This window comes from Methylophilus sp. 5 (genome assembly GCF_000515275.1).
In the GTDB taxonomy this organism is placed as follows: domain Bacteria; phylum Pseudomonadota; class Gammaproteobacteria; order Burkholderiales; family Methylophilaceae; genus Methylophilus.
Window position 1 is genome coordinate 2,613,324 of sequence record NZ_KI911560.1, and the last position, 18,101, is coordinate 2,631,424.

Annotated in this window: 11 protein-coding genes; 9 read left to right on the plus strand and 2 right to left on the minus strand. The window is 50.1% G+C overall.

Features of this window, described 5'->3' with window-relative positions:
* Positions 1-106 precede the first annotated feature (106 nt).
* The 8 genes from dnaE to METH5_RS0112770 all read left to right on the plus strand — a co-directional run bounded on the left by dnaE (position 107) and on the right by METH5_RS0112770 (position 12,606).
* On the plus strand, positions 107-3,586 hold the full coding sequence (dnaE, locus tag METH5_RS0112730; RefSeq protein WP_029148876.1) for a DNA polymerase III subunit alpha: 3,480 nt from the start codon (positions 107-109) through the stop codon (positions 3,584-3,586).
* A gap of 34 nt (positions 3,587-3,620) precedes the next feature.
* Positions 3,621-4,616 (plus strand): acetyl-CoA carboxylase carboxyltransferase subunit alpha, encoded by a 996-nt coding sequence (locus tag METH5_RS0112735; protein WP_029148877.1) that lies wholly within the window; start codon positions 3,621-3,623, stop codon positions 4,614-4,616.
* Position 4,617: 1 nt separating this feature from the next.
* Positions 4,618-6,066: a tRNA lysidine(34) synthetase TilS gene (gene tilS, locus METH5_RS0112740; RefSeq protein WP_029148878.1), complete on the plus strand. Its 1,449-nt coding sequence runs from the start codon at positions 4,618-4,620 to the stop codon at positions 6,064-6,066.
* Positions 6,067-6,278: 212 nt separating this feature from the next.
* A complete protein-coding gene (locus METH5_RS0112745; RefSeq protein WP_029148879.1) occupies positions 6,279-8,681 on the plus strand; it encodes a TonB-dependent receptor in 2,403 nt (800 codons plus the stop codon).
* A gap of 22 nt (positions 8,682-8,703) precedes the next feature.
* Complete coding sequence (locus METH5_RS0112750; protein WP_029148880.1) at positions 8,704-10,119, plus strand: sigma-54 dependent transcriptional regulator; 1,416 nt, start codon at positions 8,704-8,706, stop codon at positions 10,117-10,119.
* 128 nt (positions 10,120-10,247) lie between these two features.
* On the plus strand, positions 10,248-10,817 hold the full coding sequence (locus METH5_RS0112755; protein WP_232411042.1) for a PEP-CTERM sorting domain-containing protein: 570 nt from the start codon (positions 10,248-10,250) through the stop codon (positions 10,815-10,817).
* A gap of 156 nt (positions 10,818-10,973) precedes the next feature.
* Positions 10,974-12,170, plus strand: a complete 1,197-nt coding sequence (gene purT, locus METH5_RS0112765; RefSeq protein ID WP_198290697.1) for a formate-dependent phosphoribosylglycinamide formyltransferase — start codon at positions 10,974-10,976, stop codon at positions 12,168-12,170.
* Between the two features lie 10 nt (positions 12,171-12,180).
* On the plus strand, positions 12,181-12,606 hold the full coding sequence (locus METH5_RS0112770; protein WP_029148883.1) for a group II truncated hemoglobin: 426 nt from the start codon (positions 12,181-12,183) through the stop codon (positions 12,604-12,606).
* A gap of 56 nt (positions 12,607-12,662) precedes the next feature.
* On the opposite strand, the gene METH5_RS0112775 is transcribed toward METH5_RS0112770, so the two are convergent.
* Entirely contained in the window at positions 12,663-14,111 is a 1,449-nt protein-coding gene (locus METH5_RS0112775; RefSeq protein WP_029148884.1) for a DEAD/DEAH box helicase, read from the minus strand.
* A 9-nt stretch (positions 14,112-14,120) separates the two neighbouring features.
* Complete coding sequence (locus METH5_RS0112780) at positions 14,121-15,698, minus strand: DEAD/DEAH box helicase (RefSeq protein ID WP_029148885.1); 1,578 nt, start codon at positions 15,696-15,698, stop codon at positions 14,121-14,123.
* Positions 15,699-16,081: 383 nt separating this feature from the next.
* Between METH5_RS0112780 and typA the strand changes: the two genes are divergently transcribed.
* Entirely contained in the window at positions 16,082-17,887 is a 1,806-nt protein-coding gene (gene typA, locus METH5_RS0112790) for a translational GTPase TypA (protein WP_029148886.1), read from the plus strand.
* The last annotated feature ends 214 nt before the right edge of the window (positions 17,888-18,101 follow it).

Sequence of the window (18,101 nt, forward strand, 5' to 3'; positions counted from 1 at the left end):
CTGGGTGAGGCAGGTCGGTGCGCTAGCCAGGATTTTAACGCTGTCAACCAGATTATTTGCACCCGTCATGGGTACAAAAAACCGCGTTGGCGGTTAAAATAAAGCCATGGAAGCGCCCGAAATTCCCACCCTACAACCTGCATTTATTCATCTGCGCTGTCACAGTGAGTATTCCATTGTGGATGGCACAGTGCGCATTGACGACTATGTAAAAGCCGCCAAGAACGATGCGATGCCAGCGATCGCGCTGACCGACCTTGCGAACCTGTTTGGCGCAGTCAAGTTCTACAAAGCCGCACGCGGCAAAGGCTTAAAGCCACTCCTGGGCTGTGATGTCTGGATTGAAAACGCGACGCAGCGTGATCAGCCGCACCGCTTGTTGTTGCTGGTGCAGAGTCAGCAAGGCTATCGCAATTTGTGCGAGCTATTATCAAGCGCTTATTTGCATAATCAGTACCGTGAGCGGGCAGAAATCAAGGCTGAATGGTTACTTGAAAAAAACGACGGCTTGCTGGTGCTGTCTGGCTTTGCAGCAGGCGATGTTGGCCTGGCTTTGCAGGCTGGCAACCAGGCGCTGGCCTTGCAATATGCACAACAGTGGGCGCAGGTGTTTAGCGGCCGCTATTACCTTGAAGTGCAGCGCGTTCACGAGGCTGGCAGTAGCGAAGCCTATGCACAGGAGCAACTGATTCAGCACACGGTGCTCATCGCACAGCAGCTCGATCTACCCGTGGTGGCGACGCACCCGGTGCAGTTTCAAACCGCAGACGACTACATGGCGCATGAGGCGCGCACCTGTATTGCTGAAGGCTATGTGCTGGCGGATAAACGCCGCCCACGCAAGTTTGTTGCGACACAGTATGTGAAAACCCAGGCCGAGATGCAGGCCTTGTTTGCTGATATGCCGCTGGCATTGCAAAACTCGGTAGAAATCGCTAAACGCTGCAACCTGACGCTGACACTAGGCAAAAACTATTTGCCGGACTTTCCGACGCCGAACGGTGAAAGCCTGGATGTTTACTTAGTAGAACAGTCAAAACTTGGGCTGGAGCATAGACTAGCCTATTTATATCCGGATGAAAAAAAGCGCGAAATCAAGCGCCAGGAATATGAAGAGCGCTTGCAATTCGAGTGCGGCATCATTGTGCAGATGGGTTTCCCGGGCTACTTTCTGATTGTGGCTGACTTTATTAACTGGGCCAAAAATAATGGCGTGCCAGTGGGGCCGGGCCGGGGTTCTGGTGCGGGTTCGCTAGTTGCGTACAGCCTGGGCATTACTGATCTGGACCCGCTCAAATACAACCTGCTGTTTGAGCGTTTCTTAAACCCTGAGCGGGTTTCCATGCCCGACTTCGACATTGACTTCTGCATGGACGGACGCGATCGAGTCATCGATTACGTCAAGCACAAATATGGCCTGGCATCGGTGTCACAAATCGCCACCTTCGGCACCATGGCGGCCAAAGCGGTCATCCGCGATGTTGGCCGCGTGCTCGATTTACCTTTTAACTTTGTCGATGGCATTGCCAAACTGATTCCGCTGGAGCTCGGCATTACGCTCGAGTCGGCGCTGGAAAAAGAGCCGCAATTACAGGAGCGTCGAGAAAAAGAAGAAGAGGTCGCAGAATTACTTTCTTTAGCGCTGCGGCTTGAAGGCCTGGTGCGTAACATCGGTATGCACGCGGGTGGCGTGCTGATTGCTCCGGGTAAGATTTCTGATTTTTCGCCAGTGTATTGCCAGCCGAATGGCGACAGTTTGGTCAGCCAGTATGATAAAGACGACGTAGAAGCCGTTGGCCTGGTCAAGTTCGACTTTTTGGGCTTGCGTACTCTGACCATTCTCAATATGGCGCTCGATAACGCTAATGCCCAGCGCGCGCAAGACGAGCTGCCGCCATTGAGTTTTGAGACGATTCCACTGGACGACAAACGCAGTTACCACCTGCTTAAAACCGCCAATACCACCGCCGTTTTTCAGCTAGAGTCGCGCGGCATGAAGGACATGCTCAAGCAAGCCAAGCCTGACTTGTTTGAAGATATTATTGCGCTGGTTGCGTTATATCGCCCAGGCCCGATGGATCTTATTCCTGACTTTTGCCGCCGTAAGCATGGTACGCAACGGGTAGAGTATCCGCATGCGTCCACCGAGTCTATCCTCAAGGAAACCTACGGTATTGCCGTGTATCAAGAGCAGGTGATGCAGATCGCGCAGGTGGTGGCGGGCTTTAGCCTGGGCGGCGCCGACTTGCTACGGCGCGCCATGGGTAAGAAAAAACCAGAAGAAATGGTGCAGCAGCGCGAAATCTTTAACGAAGGTGCGCAAAAAAACGGCTTAACCCTGCAACAGTCTAATGACTTGTTTGACTTGCTGGAAAAGTTTGCCGGCTATGGTTTTAACAAGTCGCACGCCGCCGCTTATGCGCTGGTTGCCTATCACACGGCTTATCTTAAAGCGCATTACCCGGCCGCATTTTTGGCAGCAACCATGTCGGCAGACATGAACAATACCGATAACGTGCATACGTTTTTTGATGATTGTGGCGCCAACCAGATTGAGGTGTTGCCGCCCGATGTGAATACCAGCGTGTATCAGTTTAAGCCGTTGAGTGCGCAGCAGGTGTTGTATGGATTAGGCGCCATTAAAGGCACCGGTCTGGCGGCGATTGAGTTGATGATGGCTTCTCGGCAGGCGCAAGGTCCATTTAAGGATATTTTTGATTTTTGTCAGCGGCTGGATTTACGCAAAGTCAATCGCCGCGTGATTGAGTCACTGATTCGCGCCGGCGCGTTCGATAAGCTGGAGCCAAATCGCGCTGCCTTGCTGGCTGGGCTAGATACCGCCATTAGTGTTGCCGAGCAAAGCGCGGCACATGCCGGGCAAGATTGCCTGTTTGGCGGCGTGGTTGATACCCGGCATGCATTGCCTGGCATTGCGCCGTGGAGCCCGGAGCAGGCGTTAATAGAAGAAAAAGTGGCGCTGGGCTTTTATTTAAGTGGCCACCCATATTTGAGCTACAAACCACAATTGGGGCCGTTTATTAAAGGCAACCTGAGTGAGCTTGCGCCGCAAGAGCAGCCCAGGCTGTTGGCAGGTGTGGTGATGGGGGTGCGCGTGCGCATGACCCAGCGCGGGAAGATGGCGATTGTGACGCTGGATGATGCTGTTGGCCGGGTAGATGTTGTGGTTGGCTCAGAGTTACTTATGCAGCATGCGCAGTGGATTAAAGAGGACCAATTGCTGGTGGTAGAAGGGCGCATCAGCAATGATGAGTTCTCTGGCGGTATTCGTGTCAGCGCCAGAAAACTGTATGACCTCGCTGCTGTGCGTAACCGTTTTGCACAAATGTTAATGCTGAGTTGTAATGGCAGCTCTGATGTGCAGCGGCTGATGAATGTGCTGACGCCTTACCGCTACGCGGGCGAGGAGCAAAAGCGTTGCCCGATCAAAGTCGACTACCATAACCAGTCGGCGCAAGTGAGCCTGATGTTGGGGGATGCCTGGCAAGTCGTCCTGCATGATGACCTGTTGCAGAATTTACAGGGCTGGTTGTCAAAAGAAAACGTCAAAATCCTTTATAATGCCTGAACTTTTTTTCTAAGAATTCATATTGGAATTCATTATGAGTGCAAAACGTCTAACGCCTAGTAAACTGACTTATCTTGACTTTGAGCAGCCGATTGCTGCCCTGGAAAAACGGATTGAAGCCTTGCAGGTTTCGCATGATGAGCATGACTCGCTGGATATTTCCAAAGAGCTGGACTTGCTGCAAAAGAAAAACACCAAGTTGCTGCAAGATACTTATCAAAATTTAAGCGCCTGGCAGATCTCGCAGGTGGCACGCCACCCGCAACGGCCTTACACCATTGATTACATCAGTGCCTTGTTTACTGACTTTCAAGAGTTGCATGGTGACCGTGCGTTTGCCGATGACCCTGCCATTGTCGGCGGCATCGCCCGTTTTAAAGGCATCCCGGTGATGGTCATGGGCCATCAAAAAGGCCGTGATATTAAAGAGCGCCAATACCGTAATTTTGGCATGCCGCGCCCAGAGGGGTATCGTAAAGCCTTGCGTTTGTTCCGCCTGGCAGAAAAATTTCACCTGCCTATCATCACTTTTATTGATACACCGGGCGCTTATCCTGGTATTGGTGCCGAAGAGCGTGGCCAATCCGAAGCGATTGCGCGCAATTTGTATGTGATGGCTGAGCTTAAAACGCCGATTATCGGTGTGGTGATCGGCGAGGGTGGTTCTGGCGGCGCGCTGGCATTGGGCGTGGTTGACCATTTGAACATGCTGCAATACTCAACTTATTCAGTCATCTCGCCAGAAGGCTGTGCCTCTATTTTGTGGAAGAGTGCCAGCAGAGCGCCTGACGCCGCAGAAACATTAGGTATTACCGCTGATCGCCTGAAATCACTAGGTTTGGTAGATAACATTATTAGCGAACCATTAGGTGGTGCGCACCGTAACTACGAAGAAGTGATGGAGCGCATTGGTCTGGCCATTGGCCAGCAGCTCAAAACATTGCAAGCCAAAAAAGTGCCACAACTGCTTGAGTCGCGTTACCAACGCCTGATGGGTTACGGTAAATTTAAATCCAGCAGTGAAAAATAACATGTCCTTGCTATCTCAGTTAGAAAATGTCATCGGGACCTTTCTGGCTGGGGTCGATACACCACACGCTACGCCACCAAATTTGCTGCTTGCACTCAGTGGTGGTGTTGATTCCATCGTGCTGCTGCACACCTTGTCACAGTTGAGCAAGTCGTTATCGTTTAGCTTGTCTGCCATGCATGTGCATCATGGATTAAGCCCTAATGCTGACGCCTGGCTAAACCTGTGCCAACAGGTGTGCATTGATCAAGACATCCCTTTTTATAGTGAAAAAGTGCATGTTAACTTGCAAAGTGGCTTGGGGGTTGAGGCCACGGCACGTGATGCGCGCTATCAGGCGTTAGCGCGTGTGCGTCAGCAAATAGCGGCGGTGGCCATCGTCACAGCGCATCATATGCAAGATCAGGCAGAAACCTTGTTGTTGCAGCTGATGCGAGGCGCCGGGGTAAAAGGCCTCAGTGCCATGAGTGAGTGGGATGCCGAGCGCGCGTTGCTGCGGCCGCTGTTAAGCGCCTCTAAAGCCGAATTGCTGCAATATGCCGCTGAGCAGCGGCTTAAATGGGTAGAAGACGAAAGTAATGCCGATGTAAGCTATGACCGCAACTTTATGCGGCAAAAGGCGATGCCTGTGTTGCGAGAGCGTTATGCGCAACTTGATCAAGCCTTGTTGCGTAGTGCTAGCCACTTGGCTGATGCGCAAATATTGTTGGACACACTGGCACAACAGGACTTGTTGCAATGCGACGTGCGGGAGGAGTGGCTGGGGCAGTCGATAGACATCCCGCATCTAAACGCGCTGGGCGACGTACGCGCCAAAAATCTATTGCGGTTCTGGTTTGAGCAGCGCCAATTGCGCATGCCTAATACTGAGCAGCTGCAGGATTACTGGAAACAGCTATCCTCGGTCAAGCCACATCGTTATTTGCATTTGCCATTACAAGGCCAGGCGGCCAATCACCAGGCCTATTTGCATCATTATCAGCAGCGCTTATATTGTGTTGCCAAACCCGCCGCACTGCCGCAAACCCCGCTCATCTGGCAGGGGCATCAGACGCAAATCTGGGGCGACTGGCAGGTGCAGTTTAAAGTCAGCAAGGGCCGCGGTATCGCACTGGCCAGGCTAGGCATTTCACCGGCCGCCATTACGCTCAATAAAAGATACGGGCAGCCGATTCCATTGGCTGAGGGCATTCAATTGCTGGTTGCCCCCCGCACTGGCGGCGAAGCCTTGCAGCCAGATGCCAAACGCCCAAGACGCGAATTAAAAGTGATTTTTCAAATGCTGGCGATCCCTCCCTGGCAGCGCGCTTTTTATCCTGTGGTGCAAGTAAGCACCAGTCAACCGACCACCTCACAAACGCTAGTCGCTTTAGCTGCACTTGCAGTCGATGAAGCCTGGCGCCCTGGCCGTAATGCTTACGGCCTCGAAGTTTTTCTCCAGCCCCTCTAATTGATAATTTGGTTGTAATAAACCAATTAAAACCATAAAATTGGCTGTAATAAACCAATTTTATGGTTTATATCCACCATAAAAATCTTATTTAATTGATTTCAATGGTCTTTTTATTAATGGCATAAACGGAACAGTTTTTGCTGTTAAGAAGTACTTTTAAATCAAAAGATATTCAATAAAAGTATTCTCGGGAAAAAGGATCATTCGTTATGAATAAAAAAACCATCAAGCCGTTACTGCTTGCTATCGTCTCTGCTTATGCAGCGCAGGCGATGATAGTCAATGCTGAGGCCGTGAAACTGGAAAAAGTTGAGGTCGTGGGCACGACACCATTGCCTGGTGTGGGCTTGCCACTAGAAAAGGTGCCTGCGAATGTGCAGTCAGCCAAAGGTAAAGACATGGTGAATCAGCACAGCAGTACGATTGCTGATTTTATGAATAACAATATGGTGGGGGTGAGTGTGAATGAGACACAGAACAATCCATTTCAACCAGATGTGTTATTTCGTGGTTTTACAGCGTCGCCTTTATTAGGAACACCGCAAGGCTTGTCTGTTTTTGTTGACGGCGTGCGTGTCAATGAGGCTTTTGGGGACGTGGTTAACTGGGACTTGATTCCGGTGAATGCGATTGCAAACATGAGTTTGATTCCAGGCTCTAATCCGGTTTATGGCTTGAACACGCTGGGTGGCGCTTTGTCGGTGACGACCAAAAACGGGCGTACGCACAAGGGCGGAGCCGTTGAGTCGAGTTTTGGTTCGTGGGGACGCAAGAATACTGCTGCCGAGTTTGGCGGCGTATCAGACGATAATTCAGTAGATTATTTTATTTCTGGCAATTATTTTGATGAAGACGGCTGGCGTGATTATTCACCAAGCACAGTAAAACAGTTGTTTGGTAAGGTGGGTTGGCAAAATGAAACCACGCGTCTTGAATTAAGTTATACCGGTGCTGATAACAATATGATCGGTAACGGGTTAGTTCAAAAAGAATTGATTCAGGACTTTGGCCGCAGCAGTATCAATACGCGCCCAGACCAAACCAAGAACAGCATGAATTTCTTGAATTTGACCGGTAGCCACTGGTTTAATGACGATGTGCAGTTGACCGGTAATGTTTATTTCCGTCAATCCAACCGCAAAACCTTGAACGGTGATGTGAATGATGATTTTAACGGTTCAGGGGCACTTGATTTGGATGCGAACGGTGAAGTTGACAGCACCGAGTTGGCCACAGCGCTGGCCGCCTGTCAGGCAGGCACTAACTCTGAAGAGACCTGTTCCGGCGCATTAAACCGCAGTAATACACGTCAAAGAGGCCATGGCTTTAATACCCAGTTAACCTTCAGCCAGCCATTATTTGAAAAGAAAAACCAGTTTATTGTTGGCGGCGGTTATGACTTTTCAAAAATAAAATTCTCGCAGTCTACCGAGTTCGGTTTGATTAATGCGTCACGTGGGGTGGATGCCCTGGGCGAGTTGAGTGATGAAGCTGCCGTGAAATTAAATGGCAGAACCACCAGCTGGGGCGCATTTGTGACTGATACTTTGTCATTGACTGACCAATGGCATTTAACCATGTCTGGCCGCTATAACCACATCAAGGTTGAAAACCGTGATCGTTTAACACCTGATGTCACTGACCCTGAGTCTTTGTCTGGCGATCACAGCTTTAACCGACTCAACCCTGCGGTTGGCTTGAACTTCACACCGACGCAAGCGTTGACAATGTATGGTAGCTATAACGAAGGTATGCGCGCACCGACCTCGATGGAGTTGGGTTGTGCTAACCCGGCAGTGCCGTGCAAGCTGCCTAACGCCATGGCAGGTGACCCTCCATTGAAAAAAGTGGTGGCTAAAACCTTTGAAGTGGGTGCTCGTGGCCAGCTGACCGATAACATCCGCTGGTCTACTGCGGTGTATCGTACTGAAAACCATGATGACATTCAGTTTATTGCGACTAACGCGACTAACGGCATGGGGTATTTCGATAACGTTGGTAAAACACGCCGTGTGGGCCTGGATGCCGGTTTGAACGGTGTGACTGGTGATTTGTCATGGAATGTTGGCTATAGCTTTGTGCGTGCCACTTATCAAACACCGTTTGAAATCACCAATGAAGTCAACTCATCTTCTGATGGCACTGCGATTCAGCTCAGCAAGGGTGATCGACTGCCAAACTTGCCTGAGCATGCCTTGAAATTGCGTCTGCAATATCAGGTGACATCACAATGGACGGTGGGCAGCAATATCAACACTTACTCAGATGTGTATGTGCGTGGTAACGAAAACAATAGTCATCGCGCCAATGATGGCGATGATGAGCACGTACAGGACTCTGGCAAGGTGGGTGGATTCACCATTGTTAACCTCGATACGCGTTATCGTTTTGGTAGCAGTGGCTGGCAGTTTTTTGCTAAAGCCATCAACATTTTTGACAAAGAGTACGCCACGGGTGGTTTGCTGGGTGAAAACTGGATTGAGGGCGGTCAGTTCTCAGGTAATGAAGAGCCTTCCAAATTGCTGATGGTAGGCGCCCCGCGTGCTGGCTGGCTGGGCTTCCGCTACGAGTTTGGCGCCAAGCCTTCGTTAGCAAGCTATGACCGTGACTAATAAACAATAATAAGGACGACGCGTGCTCTCTCAAATTTCATCATCGACGGATAAATCTGTTTTTTTACCGTTTAAGAAAAAAATCCTGCTGGTAGAGGATGAAGTCCTGTTTGCCAAAGCGGTGGTTAAACGGCTACAAAAAGCAGGCTTTGAGTGCGAGCACGCAGAATCTCTGCATGATGCCAGATTGCTGGTAAAACAGTTTGAACCGGATATGGCGCTGCTGGATATGCGCCTGCCCGATGGCAATGGTCTGGATTTGTTATCAGACTTTGTGGCCAAAAATATCAATACCATCGTCATGACGGCCTTTGGCGATGTGACCGATGCCGTGAATGCCATCAAAATGGGTGCGATTGATTACTTGAAAAAGCCGATTGATCTTGAAGAGTTACTGCTCATTATTCAAAAAAATGAGAAAACAACCGACTTGCAGACCAGCCTTGATTACTCCAGGCAGCGCGATACGATTGTGAACGAGTCTGTGCAGCTGATTGGTGAAAGTGCTGCCATGCAAAGTGTGCGCCAGCAAATTACGCGTATTGCGCAATTGAGCGCATTGAGTGACGCTGTACAGCCAACGGTGCTCATCACCGGTGAAACCGGCACCGGTAAAGATGTAGTCGCGCGTTACCTGCACGCCAGTTGTGCCAATCATGACAAGCCGTTTGTGCATGTTGATTGTGCTTCGTTGCCTGCTGAGTTGATTGAAAGTGAATTGTTTGGCCATGAGAAGGGCGCGTTTACCAACGCAGTAGCCTCTCGTCCCGGCTTGATTGAGTCAGCCGAAGATGGCACTTTATTTTTGGATGAAATTGGCGAGTTACCGCTGGGCTTACAGGCGAAATTGCTGAATGTGCTGGAGCGCAGAATGGTGCGCCGATTGGGCTCGACCAAAGAGCGCCCGGTGCAGGCACGTATTATTGCGGCGACTAATCGTGATTTGTATCATATGTCCAGCGAAGGGCGTTTTCGCTCAGACTTGTACTACCGTTTAAATGTGATCACCATGCAGATGCCGCCGCTGCGTGACCGTGGCCAGGATGTATTGCTGCTGGCAAACTACTTCAGGCAGATGACAGAAAAGCGTTATGCATTGCCGCATCATGAGTTTAGTGCCATGGCACTGATGGCGATACAAAACTATCACTGGCCTGGCAATGTGCGTGAAATGCGCCACCAGATTAGCCGAGCTGTTTTAATGTGCACGCAGGCGATGATTTCAGAGCACGATTTGGGGCTGCCACAAATGGCAGCTGTGAATGCAAACCCGTCTATACAGGGTGAAGCGCAGGTGACGCTGGATGATGCAGAAAAAGCCATGCTGTTGAATGCCCTGGAGCAGGCGCGGCATAATGTGTCTAAAGCTGCCAGGCTGCTGGGGATTACCAGAATGACCATGCGCTACCGCATGGACAAGCATGGCATCTCGGTCTAAACGCGCTAACGCCTTGATTCAGCACTAAAAGTGAATGCTGGTGGCCTGTTGGTGAGGGCTATTGACAACCCTGTAGATTGGGCATAACGTCATCAAACATTTCTATAATATTTGATGAGGAGCGGGGTATGTTAGTCAGTCGATTATGTAGTGCAATGTTACTCGTATTGGCAGTCAGTCATCAGGCGCAAGCGGCAACCTATAATGTCAGCGCTTATGACAACAGTATTGCGCAAGGTGTGGCCAGTGGTTTGGATACAATCACATTAAATGCAGGCGATGTATTTAATATCTCAGTCAGTGTTGATGATTTGTGGAGCGCAGGAGCGTTACCGAGGTTCTCGACTGCCGATGGCCTCAACGGCGATTTGTATGCCACTGCCACCGATGATTCCGGTCAGGCGGTCGGCAACTTGATTGGTATTAATTATGGCCCGGTCACCATGGATGGCTTTACTGCTAACTTTGGCCAACTGGTTGGTCGCATAGGTAGTACTTATATTGCCTTAGGCACCAGTTATAGCGGGGTTGCGGCTGAGAGTGGTGTGCTTAAGTTATATTACTGGGACTCGAACTTTGGTGATAACGCTGGCCAGATTGCGGTGAATGTGACCACGGTGCCTGAGCCAGGAAATGCCGCCATGTTGTTTGCTGGCTTGGCTGCAATTGGTCTGTTGGCAAAACGTGAATCGCGTTAATGGCATCACTCGTAGCTAAAAAACCTCGCAAATGCGAGGTTTTTTTGTGTCTTTTGCCACCCTATACAGCTTAGCCTCATATGACATAAATCAAGCGCGATCAGCTATCAGCCAAATCGCGCATGGTATCATTGCGTTTTTACAGTGGAGCTAAAAATGATTGGTACCCCGTTGAGCGCAAATGCGACCAAGGTCATGTTGTTAGGCAGTGGTGAGCTTGGTAAAGAGGTGATTATTGCCTTGCAGCGTCTGGGGGTGGAAGTCATTGCCGTTGATCGTTATGCGCATGCGCCTGGTCATCAGGTGGCGCATCATGCCTACGCGATTGATATGACCGATGCCACGGCATTAAAAGCCTTGGTGAATCAGGTAAAACCGCATTACATCGTGCCAGAAATTGAGGCCTTGAATACGCAGGCCCTGGCCGAGATTGAAGCGACCGGCGTGACGGTGGTGCCAACGGTGCGTGCAGTGCAATTGACCATGAACCGTGAAGGGATCCGTCGCCTGGCGGCTGAAGAATTAGGCTTGCCTACCTCGCCCTATGCGTTTGCCCGCTCAGAGGGCGAGCTACAGGCCGCGATTGATGCTGGCATTGGTTACCCGTGCTTTATCAAACCCACCATGTCGTCTTCAGGCAAGGGGCAGTCGCGCATTACCCAAGCGTCTGAGGTTAAAACCGCCTGGGAGTATGCCGCCAGTGGCGGTCGCGTTAATCAGGGCGTGGTCATCGTCGAGGGCCAGATAGATTTTGATTATGAAATCACCTTGCTGACCGTGCGTGCTAAAAATGCATCCGGCCAGATAGAAACATACTTCTGTGCGCCAATTGGCCATGTGCAGAAGCACGGTGATTATGTCGAGAGCTGGCAGCCACAAGCCATGCATCCACAAGCATTAATCAATGCACAACATGTGGCCAAACAGGTGACTGACGCCTTGGGCGGCCAAGGTCTGTTTGGCGTCGAGCTATTTGTCAAAGGTGAGCAGGTCTGGTTCTCAGAAGTGAGCCCGCGCCCACATGATACCGGCATGGTCACCATGTGTACGCAGCGCCTGAATGAGTTTGAGCTACATGCACGCGCTATTCTTGGCTTGCCGGTCGATGTTGCGCAACGAGAGGCTGGTGCCAGCGCGGTCATTTATGGTGGCGCCGATGCACAGGCGCTTGAGTATCATGGCCTGGAGGCTGCGATGTCTGTGCCTAATAGCGAAATCCGCTTGTTTGGCAAACCGGAGTCGTTTGTACGTCGCCGCATGGGCGTGGCTCTTGCCACGGCAGGCGATACAGAATCAGCGCGTACACTTGCCAAGCAGGCAGCAGCGCTGGTGACGCCAAAAGCAGCAGGCTAACTTAAATATTATGGCATTAGAGATACAAGAGCCTAACACGGCTAAGCAGTCCTTATTTGAGTGGCTGGGTGGGGCGGAAAAAGGGGCAGAGACGATCCGTAACCTGGTTGAGACCTTTTACGACACGATGGATACGGATCCTAAAGCCACCAGTTTACGTGCCATTCATCAGCCGGATTTAACCGAGGCCAGAGAAAAACTATTTATGTTTTTAATGGGCTGGACTGGCGGGCCACAATTGTATATTGAGCGTTACGGTCATCCGCGTTTGCGGGCACGGCATATGCCATTTCCGATTGACGAGTCAGCGCGTGACCAATGGATGTATTGCATGATTAAAGCCATGCATACGCTACAGTTTGAAGAGTCTTTAATGAAGCATATTGCCAATCAGCTCTATGGCGTGGCTGACTTTATGCGTAATCGTGAAGGTTAATCTTTATTATTGCGTTGATTCGCACCATGAAAAAAGCCCCGATAAACGGGGCTTTTTTACGACTGAACGCTGACAGCTTCTATGACATCAGCCTGAGCAAGGTCTTTGCCTTCGGTTTTTTGTCGTGGCTTGCCGGCGCCGCGCTTTGCCTGATTACGCGATTGCGGTAAAGCTTTAAAACCAAAGCCGCCTAAGAGGGCAGCAACGACTTTACGCTTGGCGCTAGAAGGCTTGGCTAACACCTCTTTGGGCGCTGCGGCTGTCGTCGTTGGCTGATACGGTTGCTGGAACCAGCCATCGTCTGCGCTTTTGGTTTTAGACGTAGAAGCACGCGCTGGTCGACTGCTGGTCGTGCTAACAGTGGCCTTTTCTTTGGGCACCTGCTTTTTAATCAGCTTCTCAATCTCGTCGAAGTATTTCGTTTCATCTTCGTCGATCAGTGAAATTGCGATGCCTTTAGCCCCAGCGCGGCCAGTACGGCCAATCCGGTGCACATAATCTTCTGGTGCAGTCGAAATCTCATAGTTAATCACCAACGGCAAGTCCGAGATATCCAGACCGCGTGCAGCCACATCTGTGGCAACCAGTGCGTGTATGGTGCCCGCTTTAAACGCATCGAGTGCTTCAATACGCTCTTTTTGGGATTTATCACCATGAATCGCACTACATGGAATCTGATCACGCTCCAGCGCCCGCGCCAGTTTACTGGCCGAGAGTTTGGTTTTTGTGAACACAATCACTTGCTGGTTGGCATATTGCTTGAGCAACTGCACCAAAAAGCGTTGCTTTTGATCGCTATTCACCAGGTAAGCCTTTTGTTCCACATTGTCGTTGGTCGCATTGCTACGCGCGACTTCGATCAAGGTTGGATTGTTTAAAAAGGCATCCGCCAGTTTTTTGATCTCGTCAGAAAACGTTGCTGAAAACATCAGGTTTTGACGCTGTTTTGGCAACAGTGCCAGAATACGTTTCAAGTCAGGCATAAAGCCCATGTCCAGCATGCGGTCCGCTTCGTCCAGTACCAAAAACTGCACTTGGCTCAAAGACAAGGTTTTTTGCTCGACATGATCCAGCAAACGTCCTGGTGTTGCCACCAGGATTTCCACGCCGTTTTTCAGGACAGGCGTTTGTGTTTTGATGTCGACGCCGCCGTATACCACCAGGCTACGCAAGGCAGTGTGCTTGGCGTAGGTCTTGATGTTGTCGTATACCTGGATTGCCAGTTCACGCGTTGGTGCCAGCACCAGCGCCCGGATCGGGTGCTTGGCTGGCGAGGTGCTGGTGCTGGACAGTGGCAGCAGGGTATGCAAAATCGGCAAAGAAAACGCCGCTGTTTTGCCTGTCCCCGTTTGCGCACCGGCCATCAAATCCATACGCTGTAAAGCCAGTGGAATGGCTTGCGCTTGAATAGGTGTTGGCGTGGTGTAGCCAGACTCCTCAATCGCTTTTAACAGCGGCTCGGCCAGGCCGAGCGCACGAAAGTCTACTGTAGTTTGCTCAGACATAGGCGAGTCTTAGGCAAATGAGCGAGGGCGTTTGATTCCACCCGCAGCGTCGCCAAATGACTTACCTGCCGGACGTGGTTTGTTGTTACCACGGCTGGCGTTTGGATTGCCAAAACGCTCTTGGTTGTTGCCTGCCGGGCGTGGACGGCGTTGACCGAATTCGTCAGCCAATGCGCGTGCAAACTGGAAGTCGGTGTCTTTGTTGTAACTCTTGCTGTTACCGTTGACTTCTTTGTCCTGCTTTTGCTCCATCACGCGTGGTGCACGTGGCTTGTTCGCTTGTGCATCGCCACGGTTATTGTCGCGATTGCCTTCACGAGCAACACGCTCACCAAATGATTTGTTCTGGCCTGGGCGTTCATCACGACGGAAGCCGCCTTTGCCTTGTGGCTTGCCGTTGCTATTGCGTTTGCCGCCACGTTTGCCGTCACCACCATCATCCATGCGCACTGCGCGTTTTGGCTCAAAGCCTGCAATCACTTCAGCTTGCAGTTTGTGGCCGGTATATTGCTCAATTTTGCGCAGCAGGTGACGGTCAGCGTTAGAAGCAAATGAAATCGCCACGCCGGTGTTGTTTGCACGGCCAGTACGGCCAATACGGTGCACATAGTCTTCTGCAAATTTTGGCAGGTCGTAGTTAATCACGTGCGAAATGCCTTGCACGTCGATACCACGCGCCGCCACGTCTGTTGCGACCAATACTTTAACGTCACCATGGCGCAGTTTGGTCAAGGTGCGGTTACGTGCACCTTGTGTCATGTCACCATGCAATGCTGCTGTGCTATGGCCAGCGGCATACAAATCTTCAGCCAGTAAGTCAGCATGACGCTTGGTGCTGGTGAAAATAATGGTTTGGTTTACGTCTGGTGCAATCAGCAAATGTTCCAGCAGTTTGTTTTTGTGGTTCATGTCATCCACAAAATGCAAACGTTGCTCAATATTAGCGTGTCTTTCTTTTTGGCCGGCGACCTGGATAGTCAGCGGATTGCGCAAAAAGCGTTTACCAATGTCCATAATGCCGTCCAGCGTTGCTGAGAACAGCAAGGTCTGGCGTTCAGCTGGCAAGGCGTCGCAGATGCGTTCAACATCTGGCATAAAGCCCATGTCCAGCATACGGTCCGCTTCGTCCAGCACCAGCATTTGCAAGCGGCTCAAGTCAATACGACCGCGTTCCAGATGGTCAATAAAACGGCCAGGCGTTGCGACCAGAATATCCAGTGGCTGTGACAGCAATTTGTTTTGTAATGGGTAAGGCATGCCGCCAACAATGCTGATGCAGCGTGCGCGCAAAAATTTACCGTATTTACGAGCAGCATCATTTACCTGGGCGGCCAGTTCGCGGGTTGGTGTCAGCACCAAAATACGTGGGCCACGGCTGCGAACTGGATGTTGTGTTGCCAGCAGGTTTAATGCTGGCAGTGTAAAGGCGGCTGTTTTACCAGTGCCGGTTTGGGCAGAAGCCATGATGTCACGGCCTTGCAAAGCATCAGGAATAGATTGCGCCTGAATAGCTGTTGGGTTTTCATAGCCTGCGTCGGTCAATGCGCGCAAAATGGAGGGGTCGAGATTTAAATCTGCAAAAGACAAGGAATGTCCCTTTCATCAAACAATTAAAAAGGGCGCTAGTAAAGCAAAAAGCAAAGCTCGTCATATGGCACAACACACGAATACATGTGGTGCAATAATCACTAAGCCAAAGCAACTTTAAGGAATGTATGCTTTTACCGGCGCTTGGGCATGGCCACTAACCGATAAAAGAAGATGGTGTCATCAAGACTTCATCTAAAGATGATAACCTCAAAATTTCGCGAGTTATCGACAGGTCAGGGCAATGAATTTAAAACGAAATGGCTAGTAAAGAAACCAGCAGCGTTTTAAGTTGCCTGCAGTATAGCCATTTTATTTTAAAAGTCAAACATTTAGTTGATTTGTGATAAAATCGCGCCCTTTCCAAACAGATGGCAGTTCACATGGCACGCAACCTCAGAAATATCGCAATCATTGCACACGTTGACCACGGTAAAACAACCATGGTCGATAAGCTACTTCAACAGTCAGGCACTTTTGCCTCACATCAGGCGATGACTGAGCGCGTGATGGATAGCAACGATCTGGAAAAAGAGCGTGGCATTACTATTTTAGCTAAAAATACCGCCTTAACTTATGAAGGCACGCACATTAACATCGTCGACACACCGGGCCATGCTGACTTTGGTGGTGAGGTTGAGCGTGTGTTGGGTATGGTCGATGGCGTATTGTTGTTAGTCGATGCCGTTGATGGCCCGATGCCACAAACGCGCTTTGTGACCAAAAAAGCGTTGGCTTTAGGTTTGAAGCCAATTGTGGTCATTAATAAGGTTGACCGCCCAAGTGCTCGCCCTGATTGGGTGATTAACCATACGTTTGACTTGTTCGCAAACCTGGGCGCGACCGATGAGCAATTAGACTTTCCAGTCGTGTATGCCTCAGCTTTAAATGGTTTTGCAACCTTAGATATGAGCGCACCTTCAGATAACATGCGTGCATTGTTTGAGACGATTTTAAGCCATGTTGAGCCGCCTAAAGGCGATAGCGAAGCACCGTTGCAATTGCAAATATCCGCTTTGGATTACTCTACTTATACCGGCCGCTTAGGCGTTGGCCGCGTCACCAATGGCCGTATCAAACCAGGCCAGGTCGTGGCAGTCATGCGCGAAGATGAGCAAGTGGCACAAGGCCGTATTAATCAGGTGCTGGGTTTTAAAGGCCTGGAGCGCGTGCCGGTTGACGAAGCCGAAGCAGGTGACATTGTTATTATTTCCGGAATTGAAGAAATTGGTATCGGCTTCACCATTTGTGACCGTGAAAAACCGGTTGGTTTGCCGCACTTGGGTGTGGATGAACCAACCCTGACCATGGACTTTATGGTCAACACTTCACCATTGGCGGGCACTGAAGGTAAGTTTATTACTTCACGCCAAATCCGTGATCGTTTAACTAAAGAGTTGTTGGTTAACGTGGCTCTGCGTGTAGAAGACACTGAAGATACTGATGTATTCCGTGTATCTGGCCGTGGTGAGTTGCACCTGACTATTCTGTTGGAAAACATGCGTCGTGAAGGCTTTGAGATTGCCGTAGGTAAACCACGTGTAGTATTCAGAGAAATTAATGGTGAAAAATGTGAGCCATACGAAATCCTGACGGTAGATCTGGAAGACGAAAACCAGGGTGCTGTGATGGAAGAGTTGGGTCGTCGCCGTGGCGAAATGAGCAATATGGAGTCTGACGGTAATGGCCGTACCCGCCTGGAGTATCGTATTCCAGCACGAGGCCTGATTGGTTTTCAAGGTGAGTTTTTAACCTTGACTCGTGGTACTGGTTTGATGGCACATATTTTTGATGAATATGCACCCGTTAAAGCTGATATGCCTGGCCGTCGTAACGGTGTGCTGATTTCAGCCGAGCAAGGCGAAGCGGTTGCTTATGCTTTGTGGAAACTTCAAGACCGCGGCAAAATGTTCTCAAGCCCGGGTGACCGATTGTACGAAGGTATGATTATCGGTATTCATAGTCGTGATAATGACCTGGTTGTTAACCCGATTAAAGGCAAGCAATTGACCAACGTGCGTGCTTCCGGCACCGATGAAGCGGTACGTTTGGTTCCACCTATCTCAATCAGCCTGGAAAGTGCCGTGGAATTTATTGACGACGACGAGTTGGTCGAAATCACACCAAAAACCATTCGCTTGCGCAAACGCTACTTGTTGGAGCACGAGCGTAAACGTGCCGGCAAATAGTTTTTGACCAATGTATAAAAAAGCCAGCTTTAAGCTGGCTTTTTTATTGTGCATTATGTGATTGATTACAATGCATATATTGCTGTTAATTATTCTCTTATTCTGTTTTTAATAATTCACACATGTGTTAATTATTGATACAATTGACAATAGTTGATTAATTATAATAATTAAAGTTAACTTGTGCTGTTTTAAGCTTGTTAAATAAAAACCA

Coding starts and splice junctions, on each gene's coding strand:
- dnaE (WP_029148876.1), top strand. CDS start 107: ATGGAAGCGCCCGAAATTCCCACCCTACAACCTGCATTTATTCATCTG.
- METH5_RS0112735 (WP_029148877.1), top strand. CDS start 3,621: ATGAGTGCAAAACGTCTAACGCCTAGTAAACTGACTTATCTTGACTTT.
- tilS (WP_029148878.1), top strand. CDS start 4,618: ATGTCCTTGCTATCTCAGTTAGAAAATGTCATCGGGACCTTTCTGGCT.
- METH5_RS0112745 (WP_029148879.1), top strand. CDS start 6,279: ATGAATAAAAAAACCATCAAGCCGTTACTGCTTGCTATCGTCTCTGCT.
- METH5_RS0112755 (WP_232411042.1), top strand. CDS start 10,248: ATGTTAGTCAGTCGATTATGTAGTGCAATGTTACTCGTATTGGCAGTC.
- purT (WP_198290697.1), top strand. CDS start 10,974: ATGATTGGTACCCCGTTGAGCGCAAATGCGACCAAGGTCATGTTGTTA.
- METH5_RS0112770 (WP_029148883.1), top strand. CDS start 12,181: ATGGCATTAGAGATACAAGAGCCTAACACGGCTAAGCAGTCCTTATTT.
- METH5_RS0112775 (WP_029148884.1), bottom strand. CDS start 14,111: ATGTCTGAGCAAACTACAGTAGACTTTCGTGCGCTCGGCCTGGCCGAG.
- typA (WP_029148886.1), top strand. CDS start 16,082: ATGGCACGCAACCTCAGAAATATCGCAATCATTGCACACGTTGACCAC.